A 16294-nucleotide genomic window follows, 5' to 3' on the forward strand; every position below is an offset into this window, starting at 1 on the left:
CTTACTCCCTGACTTGTTCGAGAATCTTCTCCGCTCCCCGTTCAATCAGCTTCCCGGCCACTTCTTCCCCGAGCTTAACCGGATCCGTGCCAAGAAGCGTTTCCTTCAGGATGACATCCCCATCCGGAGAACCGACCATTCCTGTCAATTGTATAACGTTTTGTCCGGCATGGGAATGTCCTGCGGGTGCTTCAACCAGTACGGCATGCGCGCCTATCGGTACCTGGCAACCGCCGTTCAACACGCCAAGAAACTTGCGTTCCGCAGCAACCGTCAGTGCGGATTCCTTATCATTGTACAAAGCTAGCAGCTTCATCAGCTCCGCGTCGTCTTCTCGGCACTCGATCCCGAGCGCCCCTTGTCCTACTGCCGGCAGGCAGGTTTCAACCGGAAGATAGGCGGTGATCTTGTCTTCCCAGCCCATTCGGTACAGCCCGGCCGCAGCCAGCAGAATCGCCTGGAACCCTTCCGTTTCCAGCTTCTTCAGGCGGGAATCGATGTTGCCGCGAACCGGCTCCAGTTCCAGATCTGGGCGGTATGCCTTGAGCTGGCTGGAACGGCGAAGACTGCTTGTCCCTACCTTGGCCCCATGAGGCAAATCGTCTATGCTCTTTCCTTCGAGCGTAATCAAACAGTCACGCGGATCCACGCGGCGGGGTACGGCTCCGTTTACCAACCCATCAGGCAGGACAGAAGGCATATCCTTCATGCTATGTACAGCCATATCGATCTCGCCGTCCATCATGGCCTGCTCGATTTCTTTGACAAATAAACCTTTTCCGCCCACTTTGGATAGCGTTACATCCAGAATGCGGTCACCCTTCGTAACGATCTTCTTCACTTCAAAATCAAAATCAAAGCCATGTTCCTGGCTAAGCCTCTTCAAATCATCAATGACCTGACCCGTCTGAGTCAGTGCCAGCGCACTTTGTCTGCTGCCTACTACAATTGTCCGCATTCTCATTCCTCCTGATTGTCGTTGATCCATTGCCTGATATCCTCCGGACTCCAAGGTCTGGAAGTACCCTGCCGCAGCGTTTCGAACATCTCCGGTCCGCTTGCCTTCCTTAACAATTTTTGCCGGACTGCCGGGTTGTTAACCTGCTGCTGAATCGCTTTTCGGATGTGATATAAAGCATCGAGGTATTCCTCGTATTCCGTCCCGTAATCTTCGTCCAGCTTTCTGCGAATGGCCCTTGCAGCGAGCGGTCCTGCCCCCGAAGTAGAGACCGCGATCAACAGCCGCCCTCGCCGGAGTACGCTGGGATGTATGAAGCTGCCAAGATCCGGCTGATCCGCAACATTTGCAAGAATTCCTTTTGTCTTGGCTTCTGCCGCCACCGCTGCGTTCACCCCGGCGTCATTTGACGCGGCATGAACCATAAACGTTCCCTCCAGATCCCCTGCCGCATATTTGCGGGGTATCCAGTTGAGCTTGCCTTGATCGTAATATTCTTGGAGGTTAGGCGTTACCAGAGGACTGATCACAGTCACCCGCGCCGATCCGGCAAGGAGTTCCCGAACCTTTCGCTCCGCCACCTGCCCGCCTCCGATAACCACACAAACCCGGTCTTCACAATCCAGCATGATGGGCACATAATTAGGCATGCCGCTATCACTCCCCGTTCCAATGGTGGAAGTCAGACCACGTATTCAGCACGAAAATAAGGATGATAAATACATAACCGGCCAAAATCCATTTGGCCATAAACGATCCGGTATACTGATGCGAGCGTTTCTTAAACAGGTAAAAGTAATAAAAACCAAGTCCAGCAAACGTGGCCAGCACCTTCAAATCCAGCAGCAGGTTCAGCCTTCCTTCCGATATGACGGATAAAGCCGCGACGATAAAAGATACAGTCAGCATCGGTGTCCCGATAAAAGCGAGCGAATACGCATATTTATCCAACATTTCAAGGCTTGGCAGCCTCTTCACCGTGTCCGTCCATTTCTTTCCTTTCAATTTTTGGTGAAGGAAAAGATACATCACCGCGAATACCGCAGCAATCGTATAAATGACAAAGCTGAGGTTGGCCATCGTAATGTGCAGGACAAGCAGCCCGTGTACCGTTTCCCAGTGCTTGAGCGGATTGTTGCCCGGAGAGAACCAGAGCCTGTTCAATACCAGAATGCTGAACCCGATAATACTTAACAACAGAACCGCGAACTCGGCCCGTTGCAGCAGATTAATAATAAGCGACGCGACCACAAGACTGAATGATAGCAAAAGCAGAAAATCAAACGGTGTAAAAATCGGAAGCGCCCGTTCTTCAACAGCTCGAATAATCAGCGCTCCCGCCTGCAACACCCCGACTACAGCAAGAAGCCCTGTACCCATCCGCTTCGCGCCCCGATTGCGTCGAATGCAATCCGAGATAAAAAACAGAAGGCTCAGGGCATAGATATAAATACCGGCATCATAAAATCCAGTGAGCATGTCCACTCCCCCTGATAGCCTACAGGCCTGCTGGTGTCAGCGAACCTTTAATGGCAAACGGTTTGTCTTCATGCTTTTCTCTGCTGAGTTCGTTCTTGGATGGACTGGATTGTTTGATCAAGCTTGTTTCCTGTCCGGCTCCATTCAAATCTTCTTCCAATGCAAAAATCTGCGTGAAATAATCCAGCGCTTCATTTCCGTTTTTACCCGCTGTCATCTCCTTGATCCGATTAATCGGATCATGCATCATCTGATTGACAATGCTCTTCGTTAACCGGCGGATGACTTTGCGCTGATGCTCATCCAGCTCCGGCAGCTTGTTGAATAGGCTTTGAAGCGTCTCTTCATGAATGCTCGAGGATTTTTCCTGCAGCGCGCGGATGGCCGGTCTAACGCCCAGCGTCTTCAGCCACTGATAGAAATCATCCATCTCTTCTTGAATCATCACTTCGATTTTAGCCGCTTCGGCTCGACGCATCTCCAAATTGCTCTCTACAATGCCTTCCAGATCATCAATATCATACAGGAATACATTATTCAGCTCCGCAATCGCCGGATCAATGTCCCGCGGTACGGCGATATCGATAATAAAGAGAGGGCGGGATTGGCGTTTTTTCATGCTTTCGCTGACCTGAGTACGGTTCAGGACATAATCCTTGGCCCCCGTGGAGCTGATGAGAATATCCACCTCATGCAACCGAGCCATGGCCTGTTCCATGGTACAAGGCGTTCCTTGGAATTTGCTGGCCAGCTCCTCTGCCCGTGCAAGCGTACGGTTAGCCACAATAACCTCTTCCGCGCCATTGGCATACAGATGTTTCACCGTTAGCTCACTCATCTTACCGGCACCCAGAATCAGTACCTTCTTGTCATCGAACATGCCAAAAATCCGTTTGCCCAGCTCTACAGCTGCGTAGCTGACGGATACGGCGCTTTCGCCGATAGAAGTTTCCGAGTGTGCTCTTTTACCTAGCGTTACCGCTTGCTTGAACAGCATATTAAACCATGTTCCAGTAGCTTTTTCCTGCTGACTCTGCAAAAATGCGGTTCGGACTTGGCCGAGGATTTGCGTCTCCCCGATCACCATGGAGTCCAGACCGCAGGTTACACGGAACAAATGGGAGATCGCCTGCTGATCTTCATATATATATAAATGCTGGGTAAATTCCTCACGGGGAATATCGAACCACTGTTCCATAAAGCTGCGGATAAAATATCCGCACATATGCAGGCGGTCCACCACAACATAAATTTCCGTACGGTTACATGTTGCTACGATAACGCCTTCCATGACGCTTTTGGTCAGCATGAGCTGGCTGAGCGCTTCCGGCAATTCATTTTGTTCAAACGTAAAACGTTCCCTTACTTCTACAGGCGCTGTGCGATAGTTCAATCCGACAACGACGATGTGCATTACATGTTCACCTGCCTAAGGTTCATTTCAAAAAAAAAGATCCAATTCAGGATATCTCTTTTGGTTTCTATTCATTTTCACTATGTTAATTATATCACAGTTGTCTAGTCCCTCTGAATCATTTTATGAAATGTTTATGAAAATACACACTTTGGACAAAAGTGTTTTTCACCTCCCGCAGGAGTATTTTACTATAATGCCATGAACCCCAGAATTTTATACCGTCTTATTAACCATCAACTACTTCCCTTTAATCAGCGCGGCAAGCTGCTTACCTGTTTTCTCAAGCTCGTCATTTTGGGAGGATATCACATGTCCGCTTTCACTAAGCAGCTGCTGGTAGGGCTGAACCGACCCGGAGAAGAGTTCGCTGTATGAACCGAGAAGCTCTTTTTCCGCCTCGCTCAAGGGACGATTACCTCCGATTTGCCAGGACGTAAGAAGTTCCACCAGGCCACCGATGGCCGGGAACGGATACAGTCGATCACTGCCGAAAGAGTCCGCCAGCCGGTCATGTGTATATGCAGCCGAATAAGCTGCCAGCTTCAGCGCGTTAAGTTCACTGGTATTTCCGCTGTTCGCCGCATCCATCAGCGAGGTATTCAGTACCTTCATCTGGAAAAGCGACACTTCATACAGCATTTGCTCCGCGTCCGCATGGCCGCCTTGAGGGCGTGCCAAACGGTATCCCTGATATACGAGCGTGCCTAACAGCAGCACAATCAAGACTAAAAACAGCAGGTCTCGTGATTTTCGTCTTCTCATTGATCTTCCGGCCCCCTAAAGCTTCGTTCACAAGCTTGTTCCATATCTGTAGTATATGGGGCCCTTAGAAAACAAATGACCATGGAGACGGATCTCCATGGTCAGGATTCATTATCGTTATTAAGCGCCTAGCCTCTATACCAGCTCGACCTGTTTCATTTCCGGTGTTTCCACCTTCAACTCGCCCAAACCGCGTACAAGCTTCTTCGCATACGTTTTTTCAGGCTTCAATACGGATACCAGGTAATCGATTGCCAATTGTGGATCGACAGTTTCGCCACAGGTGTAGCAATCAATCGCTGCAAACCCTCTCTCGGGATACGTATGAATCGAGAGGTGGCTTTCTGACAGCAAAACAAGCACTGTAGCTCCTTGAGGTTCAAACTGCTTGGATTGTACCGACATCACTGTAGCACCACATGCTTCTGCAGCTTCAACCATTTGAGCCTGCAAAAACTCTGCGTCGTTCAGCATCTCGAAGTCGACTCCCCAAGTATCAACAGCAACGTGTCTTCCGAAAGTTGAGTATTCCATCTTCCGGTTTCCCCCTTCCTAGGAATAAAATGTTTGAAAATTTCATCCGCTAGGACCTACGTCATTCACTTCCCGAGGGAATAATCTCTCGCAACATACAATGTCCTGAGTGAATCCTGGTTCCTAATATATTCTTTTCAACGAGATTAAAAATAACATCTATCAGGGCGAAATGCAATACTTTTTTAAATATCCCCATTGTTTTATTTTTTTCATATTTGTCCCAGATAAAATGCAGCTAAACTGAGGTTAGCTACACTTTTCATCCTCCTTTATCCACGCTGTCTTTCATGAAAAAAGGAACCTCTTCATGGCGAAGAAGTTCCTTTATCAATTTATGGGATCAGGCCTCTAATGCAAACCATTTTGCGGCGCCCTGCCGGAGCTTTTCGTCAATGTGAGCGATTTGCTCACGGGTTGCCGCTTTGTTCCGTTCATCAAGCCAATAGTTGATATCCTGGTACAGGAGCGAGATCTCCTGTTCCACATCATTCAGTTGATAAACCCGCTGCAGCTCACCTGCGGTATGTTTATACTCATATACCAGTTTGCTGTGCGACGGGGTGATTTCCGCAATTTTTCGAACTGAGCCATTTTCATAATAATACATCATTGTGAATCCTTGATAAATTCGGTTAACGATGCCTTTACCCTTGCAGGCAACAAACAGCTTGCGGACCAAATTCGTCAAACGAGGGTTCACCAAGCGGCATGACAACTCACAGAAGTACAGGCCATTATTACTTTCGAGAGGGAAATGAACCTCCTCACCGCTTTCGTCTTCCAGCACAATCTCTTGTCCTCCGCTGTCCAGCACTTTCACGATTACATGCATGTGACAGCATTCAGCCGAATGCATAAACTGGTTCAATTGAAGCTCCGTCATTTGTAAAGTGGCTTTCACATACTCTGTGGCTAACCGCTGAGCCATAAAAATCTCCTCAATTCTTTTTCACGATCATAGACGTTTTCAGCGCAGCTGAGCGGCTCTATGATCTGCCGAAAAAATTTCCGCTAAGGGCGGATTTCTTAACATTCCTTAGTATTATTATACAGCACATTTCAAAACGATTGCTTGCGAACGAAACCATGAATTTTCTTCATATTTCATAAAAAAACGGATTAAACCGGATTTTTGAGCAAACTTTTCACGGGATGCTCACTTTCCTGCTGGTTAAAGTCTGAATCCCTACGCAATACGCCGAAAATATGATCTTCGCTTGATGATACAACCTTTCCTATTCGGCCGTTTGCTCCGGTTCCGGCTGTATATGATCTTCTTGTCCAAGACCGGCTATGGATTCGATATGTGCCCATAATTCGTCTTTTCCCACTCCGGTTTCGGATGAATACATCACGAACGAATCTGTTTTACGCATCAGAAGACCTTCCTTCATCTGCTTCACATGCTTTTGCCAGCGGCTCTTCGGAATCTTGTCCGCTTTGGTGGCTACGACGCAGATCGGAATTTCATAATGCTTCAACCAGTCGTACATCATCTCATCATCCTTGGTTGGCGGATGGCGCAGATCGACGATTAGCAGAACCATTCTGAGCGTCTCCCGCTCGAGCAGGTATCTCTCGATCATTTTGCCCCATACCTGCCGCTGGGTCTTGGAGACCTTCGCATAGCCGTATCCCGGAAAATCGACGAAATAAAGATCCTCATTGATCCGGTAATAGTTAAGATGCTGCGTTTTACCTGGCGTAGAACTCGTTCTCGCCAGATTCTTGCGGTTGATCATTCTGTTGATAAGCGATGACTTGCCTACATTGGAACGCCCTGCCAGAGCAATCTCCGGCAAGGCGTCCACTGGATATTGGTCAGGGCCAACGGCACTGATTACAAATTCCGCTTGTTTTACTTTCATGTCAATGTTTCCTCTCTAATGCACTCCCGCCTGTTCCACAAGCGCATGCTTCAGCACTTGATCCATATGGGATACCGGAACAAACTCCACTTCATTTTTGACGCTGTCGGGAATGTCGCGCAAATCGCGCTCGTTGTCTTTTGGGAGCAATATTTTTTTATAGCCTGCGCGGTGCGCCGCCAGTGATTTTTCCTTCAGGCCGCCGATCGGGAGCACCCGTCCGCGCAGCGTAATTTCGCCGGTCATCGCCACATGCTTGGAAACATGCTTTTTGGTAAGAGCCGATATAAGAGCTGTTGCGATCGTAATGCCGGCTGATGGGCCGTCCTTCGGAATAGCGCCTTCAGGAATGTGAATATGAATATCATTTTTCTCATGGAAATCGGGTTCGATGCCGAGCTCTGTCGCTTTGCTGCGTGTGTAACTGAATGCCGCTTGCGCGGATTCCTTCATCACATCGCCAAGCTTACCGGTTAGCGTCAGCTTGCCGGAGCCCGGGACGACGGTGACCTCGATCATGAGCGTCTCTCCGCCAACCTCTGTCCAGGCAAGGCCTGTGACCGCACCAATCTGGTCTTCGAGATCGGCCACGCCGTGGCGGAATTTGGCGGCGCCCAGGTATTCCTTAATATCATCCGGCTCTATGGTAATAGATTCCGTGCCATCCGAAACGATTTGCTTGGCAGCTTTACGGCAAAGCGCAGCTACCTGCTGTTCCAAATTACGGACTCCGGACTCGCGAGTATATTCACGAACCACTTTAAGCAGTGCTTCTTCGCCAATCTGAACCTGTTCTTCCTGCAGGCCATGCTCTCGCTTCTGCTTCGGCAGAAGGTAACGCTTAGCGATTTGCAGTTTCTCAAGCTCCGTATACCCTGGGATGTTAAGCACTTCCATCCGGTCAAGCAGCGGCCGCGGTATATTGTGGATCGCATTGGCTGTCGTGATAAACATGACCTGCGACAGGTCAAACGGAATTTCAATGAAATGGTCGCTAAACGTATTGTTTTGTTCAGGATCCAATACTTCGAGCAACGCAGATGAAGGATCTCCTCGGAAATCCGACGCCATTTTATCGATCTCATCCAGCAAAAATACGGGATTCAAGGCTCCTGCATTTTTCATTCCCTGGATAATACGCCCTGGCATCGCTCCTACATAGGTACGGCGGTGGCCGCGTATTTCGGCTTCATCCCGGACGCCTCCAAGCGAAATGCGGACGAACTTCCGGTTCAGCGACCTGGCAATGGAGCGCGCAAGCGAGGTTTTGCCTACGCCCGGAGGGCCAACCAGACAAAGGATAGGCCCCTTCATCTTTTTGACGAGCTTCTGCACGGCCAAATATTCCAGCACGCGTTCTTTCGGTTTGTCCAGACTGTAATGATCCTCGTTGAGGATCTGTTCCGCTTTATGGATATCGAGATCATCCTCGGTTTTGTTGCTCCAAGGAAGAGCCAGCAGCCAGTCCAGATAGTTGCGGATCACGCCGCCTTCGGCGGAGCTGGCAGGCATTTTCTCAAGACGGTCGATTTCTTTCTCGACCTTCTCTTTGACCTTCTCGGGGAGCTCCTGCTTCTCCATCAAATCGCGTAATTCCTCGACTTCTCCGGTGCGGCCTTCCTTCTCGCCAAGCTCTTTCTGGATGGCCTTCATCTGCTCACGCAGATAGTATTCCTTCTGGGTTTTCTCCATCTGCTTCTTGACGCGCTGGTTGATCTTGCGCTCCAGCTCCAGCACTTCACGCTCATTGTTCAGGATATCCAGCAGCTTTTCCAGACGTTTACCGACATCGACAGTCTCCAGAATCTCCTGTTTGTCCTTGATCTTGAGCGATAGATGGCTGGTAATCACGTCTGCAAGACGACCCGGCTCCTCAATATCGGAAACCGCCGCAAGCGTCTCCGGAGTAACCTTCTTCGATAAATTGATATAGTGCTCAAACTGGCTCAGAACGGTACGCATCAGCGCATCCACTTCCGGGTTGTCGCTGTCCTCTTCATGCAGCTCCCGGGCGAGGACTTCATAATACTCCTCGTTGTCCGTATACTGTATAATTTCGGCGCGCTCCATCCCTTCCACCAGAACACGGATGGTGCCGTTCGGAAGTTTAAGCATTTGTCTCACGTTGGCTACTGTGCCAATACGAAAAATATCTTCTTGCGTTGGTTCTTCTATGTTCACCTCGGATTGAGAACAAAGGAGAATCAGGTTATCTTCCACCATCGCTTTTTCCAGAGCCTTGACTGATTTCTCCCGGCCTACATCGAGATGCAGTACCATGCTCGGGTAGACTAGAAGGCCTCGCAAAGGCAATAACGGAAAACGGCGGCCTTTCGCTTTACTCAGCCCCATCGTTTTCGCACCTCCAGCCGTTCTCAGGTTATAACATCCGGTTTTATTTTAGCAAATGTTCACAGAAAACACCAATTATTAAGCTGCTTTAACATGTCCCTGCATCGGTAATTTGTCCGGATCGGCCTGGCTTTGCCTGCAAGAATGAAGCTGCAGGGGCTTGCGGGAAGATTTCAGGAGCAGCACTCTTCTCCATTACTTCGTTCTTGTCTTCCTGTACCTCTGTATCCAGTGAAGGCATTAGCTCGCTGCCAAACACATGAAGGAAGACCTCCTGTACGTTTTCCACCGGAATAACGCGTAAGCCCTCCAAATCCTCGAACAACGTCTGCCAGTTTTCTTTCGGGATAATGACCGTGGTGGCACCTGCCTGGAATGCCGCCTCTACCTTGGCTATCACGCCGCCAATGGGCTTCACCCGCCCGTGGATACTGATTTCCCCGGTCATCGCTATTTGATTGTCTACCGTAAGGCCTTTGACCGCCGACATGATCGCAGTTGCCATGGCAATCCCGGCGGACGGACCATCGATCGGCGTTCCTCCCGGGAAATTGATGTGCAGATCATAATTTTCAGGCTTGAGGCCCAAGGAGCGAAGTACCGTCAGCACGTTCTCCACCGATCCTTTAGCCATGCTTTTGCGGCGAAGCGTTCTCGAGTTCCCGCCGATCTCCTCTTCCTCTACCACACCCGTAATATTGAACTTTCCTTGGCCTGGAGCAACCGGCACCGCCGTAACTTCGATTTCAAGCAGTGTCCCCATGTTCGGGCCATATACGGCCAGACCGTTCACAAGCCCTACTTGAGGGCGATCCGGAATTTTCCGGTCTGGGCGCGGCTGAAGCTGGCTGCTGCTCGCTACCCATTCCACATCGGATGCGGCAAGCGAATCCCTTTTCTCCGTGAGGGCAAGTCCGGCCGCCAGCTGAATGATGTTCACGGCTTCGCGGCCATTTGTCGCATACTGCTTCACAACCTCAACAGCTTCAGGACAGGGCATCAGTCCAATCTTCTGGATGGCGTCCTCGGCGATTCGACCGATCTCGTCAGGCAAAAGGGGACGGAAATAAATCTCCATACAGCGGGAGCGCAAAGCAGGCGGCAATTCCTGCGAGGAACGCGTGGTAGCTCCAACCAAGCGGAAATCCGCCGGCAGACCATTTTGAAAAATGTCATGGACGTAAGCCGGCGTATTATTGTCCTCCGAATTGTAGTATGCGCTCTCGAGCAAAACTTTACGGTCTTCCAGTACCTTTAACAACTTATTCATCTGAATGGGATGCAATTCCCCAATTTCATCAACAAACAATATCCCGCCATGAGCTTTCGTTACCGCTCCCGGTTTAGGCTGCGGAATACCAGCAACGCCCATGGAGCCTGCGCCCTGGTATATCGGATCATGCACTGAACCGATCAGCGGGTCGGCTATGCCGCGCTCATCAAAGCGAGCTGTTGTGGCATCGATTTCAGTGAACTTGGCATCCGCCTTAAACGGCGAGGCAGGATTGCGCTTCGCCTCCTCCATTACGACGCGTGCGGCAGCGGTTTTCCCGACTCCCGGAGGCCCATAAATAATCACATGCTGCGGATTTCCACTGCACAGCGCGGCCTTGAGTGCGCGCAAGCCGTCCTTTTGACCGACGATATCTTGAAGCGACTGCGGTCTCGTCTTCTCCGCCAGCGGTTTCGTCAGCGAGATGGAGCGCAGCTTCCGCAGCTTATCCATTTCCTTGCGGGACTCCCGGTCCACCGCGGTACGATTGGTTTTTTGTCCGCGAAGCAAATTCCAAAAATAAATGCCGATGATGACGGCAAAGAAAAACTGAACCAACATCATAACCATACTTAAATTCATTTCAAAAACCCTCCCGTTTCTCTTGAGTGGCCTAATATCCCTGTATTTATATCATCCTACGGGTTGGCCTGATACATGGTAGTATAGCCGTTTCACACACACGTAAACGCCTCAAGCGGGATTTCTAAACAAAAAAGCTGCATTGCCTCGAGTATTCCAGGTCAATGCAGCTTCTTTTCTCTTGGTTAATGCTTGCGTCCCGGAATTTTACCGGTTTCTTCAAAAACTTTGACGATGGAGTCAATCTCTTTCTTAAGTTCATCCACCATTTCGGCTTCCGGCACTTTGCGGATCATTTCCCCATAGCGGAACAGCAGGCCTTCGCCGCGGCCGCCGGCAATGCCAATGTCGGCTTCGCGGGCTTCACCCGGGCCGTTAACCGCACAGCCCAGCACCGAAACTTTAATCGGCACTTTCAGTTTCGAAATATACTCCTCAACCTCATTGGCAATCGAAAACAGGTCGATGTCCAGACGTCCGCATGTCGGGCAGGAAACCAGCGTCGCTGCATTCGAGATGAGTCCAAAGGTTTTCAGCAGCTCACGGGCTACCTTAATCTCTTCCACCGGATCGGCACTCAGCGAAATCCGAAGCGTACTACCGATTCCCATGGACAGCAGCGCACCAATACCAGCCGAACTTTTGATCGTTCCCGAGAACAGCGTTCCGGATTCGGTGATGCCAAGGTGAAGCGGATAAGGAATAACTTCCGCCGCTTTACGGTAGGCTTCAATCGCCATCGGCACATCGGATGCCTTAAGCGATACGATAATATCGTGGAAATCGAGTTCTTCTAATATATTGATATGGAACAAAGCGCTCTCCACCATGGCTTCCGGTGTGGGATAGCCGTATTTCTCCAACAGGTGGCTTTCCAGCGAGCCTGCGTTAACACCGATACGGATAGGTATTCCGCGCTCTTTACATGCTTTGACGACCGCTTCAACTTTATCGCGGCTGCCGATGTTGCCCGGGTTGATCCGGACTTTATCAATGCCATTTTCAATCGCCTTGAGAGCGAGCTGATAATTAAAATGAATATCCGCGACCAGCGGAATATGAATGCGTTTTTTGATTTCTTTGATCGCTTCGGCAGCTTCGTTGTTATTGACGGTCACACGGACCAGCTGGCAACCTGCTTCCTCCAAGCGAAGAATTTCGGCAACAGTCGCTTCCACATCAGCGGTTTTCGTCGTACACATGCTTTGAATGATGACTTCATTGCTTCCGCCGATCGTCAAATCACCGACTTTGACAGGTCTTGTGTCTTGTCTCAAAAACATGATTTTTTTCTCTCCCATAACGCCAAGACTCCACCCCCGCCCCTCTAAAAAGGCATACGCCAGAGGGGAGGAAGTGGAGAAACGGCAATGAATTTCCGAAAGCAGCTTCCCCTTCCAAATAAAGGTTTAGGCGCTTTCTTCCTGTTTATTTTCTTTCTTGCTGACCAATTCAGGCACGATCTTTTCCTTCACGACCTGCTCCGTAATGACGCAGTCCTTGATATCATCACGGGAAGGAACCTCATACATTACGTCGAGCATAATGCCTTCGATAATGGCTCTGAGACCGCGGGCGCCTGTATTGCGCTTGATCGCTTCTCTCGCAATGGCTTCGAGTGCTTCAGGCTCGAATTTGAGCGCGACATTATCCATTTCCAGCAGCTTTTGATACTGCTTCGTCAGCGCATTTTTCGGTTCGGAAAGGATACGTACGAGTGTCTTCTCATCAAGCGGCTCCAGCGTGGAGATGATCGGAAGACGTCCTACGAATTCCGGAATGAGACCAAATTTCAGCAGGTCTTCCGGAAGCACCATACCCAAGTATTCACCTGGTTTGAGATCCTTCTGGTTCTCGCCCATGGCATTAAAGCCGATGACTTTTTTACCGATCCGGCGTTTGATCATTTGCTCCAGGCCGTCAAAGGCACCGCCGCAAATAAACAGAACGTTCGTCGTATCGATTTGGATGAATTCCTGATGAGGATGCTTGCGTCCGCCTTGCGGTGGAACCGAAGCAACCGTTCCTTCAAGAATCTTCAAAAGAGCCTGTTGCACGCCTTCACCCGAAACGTCACGCGTAATGGACGGATTCTCGGATTTACGGGCTACTTTATCGATTTCGTCAATATAAATAATGCCGCGTTCGGCTTTTTCCACATCATAATCTGCCGCTTGGATCAGCTTCAGCAAAATATTCTCAACGTCTTCGCCGACATAGCCGGCTTCCGTCAATGAAGTTGCATCCGCAATGGCAAAAGGTACATTCAAGATTTTAGCCATGGTTTGAGCCAGCAGCGTCTTACCGGAACCGGTAGGGCCCAGCAAGAGAATGTTACTCTTCTGCAATTCCACGTCTTCGATTTTACTACCCGTGTTGATCCGTTTGTAATGGTTATAAACGGCAACTGACAACGATTTCTTCGCTTGCTCCTGACCAATGATATATTGATCCAGAATATCGCAGATTTCCTTTGGTTTCGGAATATCCTTGAGATCCAGCTCTTCGTCATGACCAAGCTCTTCCTCTACGATTTCCGTGCAGAGTTCAATGCATTCGTCGCATATATAAACTCCGGGACCGGCAACAAGCTTGCGTACCTGTTCCTGGGATTTCCCGCAAAAAGAGCATTTTAGCTGCCCTTTTTCATCGTTAAATTTAAACATATAAACACCCCTTTAAGATTTAATCGGTGAAGTGAGAACCTGGTCGATAAGGCCGTAAGCCTTCGCTTCCTCCGCACTCATGAAAAAGTCACGATCCGTGTCGCGCTCGATTTTTTCAAGGGGCTGACCTGTGCGTTCCACATATATTTGATTGAGCTTTTCTCTTGTCTTAATGATCCAGCTCGCATGAATCTGGATGTCTGCGGCCTGCCCTTGAACCCCACCTAGCGGTTGATGGATCATCACTTCACTGTTCGTCAGCGCATATCGTTTACCGGGTGCTCCAGCCGTCAGCAGAAGAGAGCCCATGCTCGCCGCCATGCCTACGCAGATGGTAGATACATCCGGTTTAATGTATTGCATTGTATCGTATATACCCATCCCTGCCGTGACAGAACCACCAGGAGAATTGATATATAAATGGATATCTTTCTCAGGATCTTCTGCTGCAAGGAACAATAACTGTGCTATGACGAGATTGGCGACATCATCGTCGATCGCACTGCTGAGAAAAATTATGCGATCCTTCAGTAATCTGGAGTAAATATCGTAAGATCTTTCGCCCCGACTTGTTTGCTCTACAACCATAGGTATCAGACTCATGTGTCCAACCTCTTTTCCGTTTAAAGATGTAATGCTTGCATCCATCAGGCTTACAGCATTATTCTAACATGTTCAAAGCATGATGTCATTTTTCACTTTATACCCCGCAATACAGTGTATGAACCCTGCCACGAAATATAGCCTGAACGTAACCGCCACTAATGGTGATCTGTCTTCTGTGAAGAATGCATCGATTGACGTTATTCTTATGTATGGAAGAGAAATTATCCATTAAATACTTTATTTAGGAATAAAATGGATAATCCCAGTTAAAAATAAGGCACGCAATGGAATATACGTGCCTTATCTCTCTATAGATTCATATGAATGGCATCACATACGTCATGCCTGCAATTGAATGCTCAGGTAATCTTCCGTTTCTTACTCTGCTGCTTTTTCTTCAGCAGCTTCTTCGCTACCTTCGACTTCCTTGCTGTTCTCAACGAGGAGTTCAACGGTTTTGCGAAGGGAAATTTCGTCACGCAGGCTTGCAAGCGATCCGTTTGCTGCCAAAATGTTGCGGATTTCGTCAGCGGAACGTTTGTAGGCTTCAGCCATCGTTTCGACTTCCTTGTTGATGTCTTCTTCAGTCACTTCGATATTTTCTTCTTTGGCGATTTGCTCAAGAACAAGGTTGTTACGAACGCGTTTTTCGGCGTCGTCCTTCATTTGATCTTGCAGATCAGCCGTTGTTTGTCCGGAGAAGCTCAAGAACATTTCAAGGTTCATGCCTTGGCCGCGCAGACGGTTGTCAAAATCACGCATCATGTTTTGAATTTCGCCGTCGATCATCGCTTGTGGAATTTCGATTTCAGCATTTTCGGAAACCTTGTCTACGACAGCAGCTTCTTTTTTGCCTTTAGCTTCTTGTTCCTTGCGAGCCAGAAGTTCTTTTTTCAGATCTTCTTTATATTCGTTCAGCGTTTCAAATTCACTTACGTCTTTGGCAAATTCGTCGTCCAGTTCAGGCAATTGTTTGCGTTTGATTTCGTGAACTTTCACTTTGAAGATCGCTTGCTTGTTAGCCAGCTCTTCAGCGTGGTAAGTCTCAGGGAATGTCACTTCAACATCTTTGAAGTCGCCTGTTGCGAGGCCGACAACCTGCTCTTCGAAACCAGGGATGAACGTGCCGCTTCCAAGCTCAAGCGAATAACGCTCTGCTTTTCCGCCTTCGAATGGAGCGCCGTCTACATAGCCGTCAAAATCAATCACAGCGATGTCGCCGTTTTGAGCTGCGCCCTCATCGATGACAGCGAGTTCAGCATGACGCTCTTGCAAGCGGTTCAATTCTTCGTTCACTTCTTCTTCGGATACTTCCACTTTCTCTGTAGTTACTTCAACGCCTTTGTAATCACCAAGAGTAACTTCCGGTTTAACTGTTACTTTTGCTTTGAATTTAAAGGCTTGTCCTTTTTCGAATTGATCAATTTCAACTTCAGGACGGTCTACAGGAAAGATATCCGTTTCGTTAACGGCTTCTGTATATACCTCTGGAAGCAAAATATCGATGGCGTCTTGGTACAGAGCTTCTACTCCGTAACGAGCTTCAAAAATCGGACGAGGTACTTTACCCTTACGGAATCCAGGTACACTCGCTTTTTTAACTACTTTATTAAAGGCCTTGTCAAGCGCATCAGTTACACGATCCGCCCCAACTTCTACTTCAAGAACGCCAAGGTTCTTCTCTATTTTTTCCCAGGTTGCTTTCATTTTATGCCTTCCCCTCCAAAAATATTTCACATGGTCATTAGTTTTAACACGCACAGAATAACCATTATAGTATAAACAAGATCAGTA

At 48.9% G+C, this 16294-nt stretch carries 14 protein-coding genes; all 14 read right to left on the reverse strand.

Annotation, left to right across the window (positions count from 1 at the left end; genetic code table 11):
- Position 1: 1 nt before the first annotated feature.
- Complete coding sequence (gene hemC, locus GRF59_RS24380) at positions 2 to 958, reverse strand: hydroxymethylbilane synthase (RefSeq protein ID WP_160500341.1); 957 nt, start codon at positions 956 to 958, stop codon at positions 2 to 4.
- Between the two features lie 2 nt (positions 959 to 960).
- Complete coding sequence (locus GRF59_RS24385; protein ID WP_160500342.1) at positions 961 to 1608, reverse strand: precorrin-2 dehydrogenase/sirohydrochlorin ferrochelatase family protein; 648 nt, start codon at positions 1606 to 1608, stop codon at positions 961 to 963.
- Positions 1609 to 1615: 7 nt separating this feature from the next.
- On the reverse strand, positions 1616 to 2437 hold the full coding sequence (gene ccsA / locus GRF59_RS24390) for a cytochrome c biogenesis protein CcsA (protein ID WP_160500343.1): 822 nt from the start codon (positions 2435 to 2437) through the stop codon (positions 1616 to 1618).
- 19 nt (positions 2438 to 2456) lie between these two features.
- On the reverse strand, positions 2457 to 3851 hold the full coding sequence (hemA, locus tag GRF59_RS24395) for a glutamyl-tRNA reductase (protein ID WP_160500344.1): 1395 nt from the start codon (positions 3849 to 3851) through the stop codon (positions 2457 to 2459).
- A 240-nt stretch (positions 3852 to 4091) separates the two neighbouring features.
- Complete coding sequence (locus tag GRF59_RS24400) at positions 4092 to 4616, reverse strand: hypothetical protein (RefSeq protein ID WP_160500345.1); 525 nt, start codon at positions 4614 to 4616, stop codon at positions 4092 to 4094.
- 135 nt (positions 4617 to 4751) lie between these two features.
- Entirely contained in the window at positions 4752 to 5150 is a 399-nt protein-coding gene (gene speD, locus GRF59_RS24405; RefSeq protein WP_160500346.1) for an adenosylmethionine decarboxylase, read from the reverse strand.
- 343 nt (positions 5151 to 5493) lie between these two features.
- Entirely contained in the window at positions 5494 to 6081 is a 588-nt protein-coding gene (locus GRF59_RS24410) for a non-ribosomal peptide synthetase module (protein ID WP_160500347.1), read from the reverse strand.
- A 307-nt stretch (positions 6082 to 6388) separates the two neighbouring features.
- On the reverse strand, positions 6389 to 7021 hold the full coding sequence (gene yihA / locus GRF59_RS24415) for a ribosome biogenesis GTP-binding protein YihA/YsxC (RefSeq protein WP_160500348.1): 633 nt from the start codon (positions 7019 to 7021) through the stop codon (positions 6389 to 6391).
- A 15-nt stretch (positions 7022 to 7036) separates the two neighbouring features.
- Entirely contained in the window at positions 7037 to 9373 is a 2337-nt protein-coding gene (gene lon / locus GRF59_RS24420) for an endopeptidase La (RefSeq protein WP_160500349.1), read from the reverse strand.
- A gap of 88 nt (positions 9374 to 9461) precedes the next feature.
- Positions 9462 to 11228 carry an ATP-dependent protease LonB gene (lonB, locus tag GRF59_RS24425; RefSeq protein ID WP_160500350.1) on the reverse strand — a complete coding sequence of 589 codons (1767 nt, stop codon included), beginning with the start codon at positions 11226 to 11228 and terminating at the stop codon, positions 9462 to 9464.
- A gap of 185 nt (positions 11229 to 11413) precedes the next feature.
- The gene (gene ispG, locus GRF59_RS24430) at positions 11414 to 12511 is read right to left on the reverse strand and encodes a flavodoxin-dependent (E)-4-hydroxy-3-methylbut-2-enyl-diphosphate synthase (RefSeq protein ID WP_160500351.1); all 1098 of its coding nucleotides are present in this window, start codon (positions 12509 to 12511) and stop codon (positions 11414 to 11416) included.
- 126 nt (positions 12512 to 12637) lie between these two features.
- A complete protein-coding gene (gene clpX / locus GRF59_RS24435; RefSeq protein WP_160500352.1) occupies positions 12638 to 13894 on the reverse strand; it encodes an ATP-dependent protease ATP-binding subunit ClpX in 1257 nt (418 codons plus the stop codon).
- Between the two features lie 12 nt (positions 13895 to 13906).
- Positions 13907 to 14497 (reverse strand): ATP-dependent Clp endopeptidase proteolytic subunit ClpP, encoded by a 591-nt coding sequence (gene clpP / locus GRF59_RS24440; RefSeq protein WP_160500353.1) that lies wholly within the window; start codon positions 14495 to 14497, stop codon positions 13907 to 13909.
- A gap of 381 nt (positions 14498 to 14878) precedes the next feature.
- Complete coding sequence (gene tig / locus GRF59_RS24445) at positions 14879 to 16207, reverse strand: trigger factor (protein ID WP_160500354.1); 1329 nt, start codon at positions 16205 to 16207, stop codon at positions 14879 to 14881.
- Positions 16208 to 16294 lie beyond the last annotated feature (87 nt).

Source organism: Paenibacillus dendrobii (assembly GCF_009807035.1).
In the GTDB taxonomy this organism is placed as follows: domain Bacteria; phylum Bacillota; class Bacilli; order Paenibacillales; family Paenibacillaceae; genus Paenibacillus_AQ; species Paenibacillus_AQ dendrobii.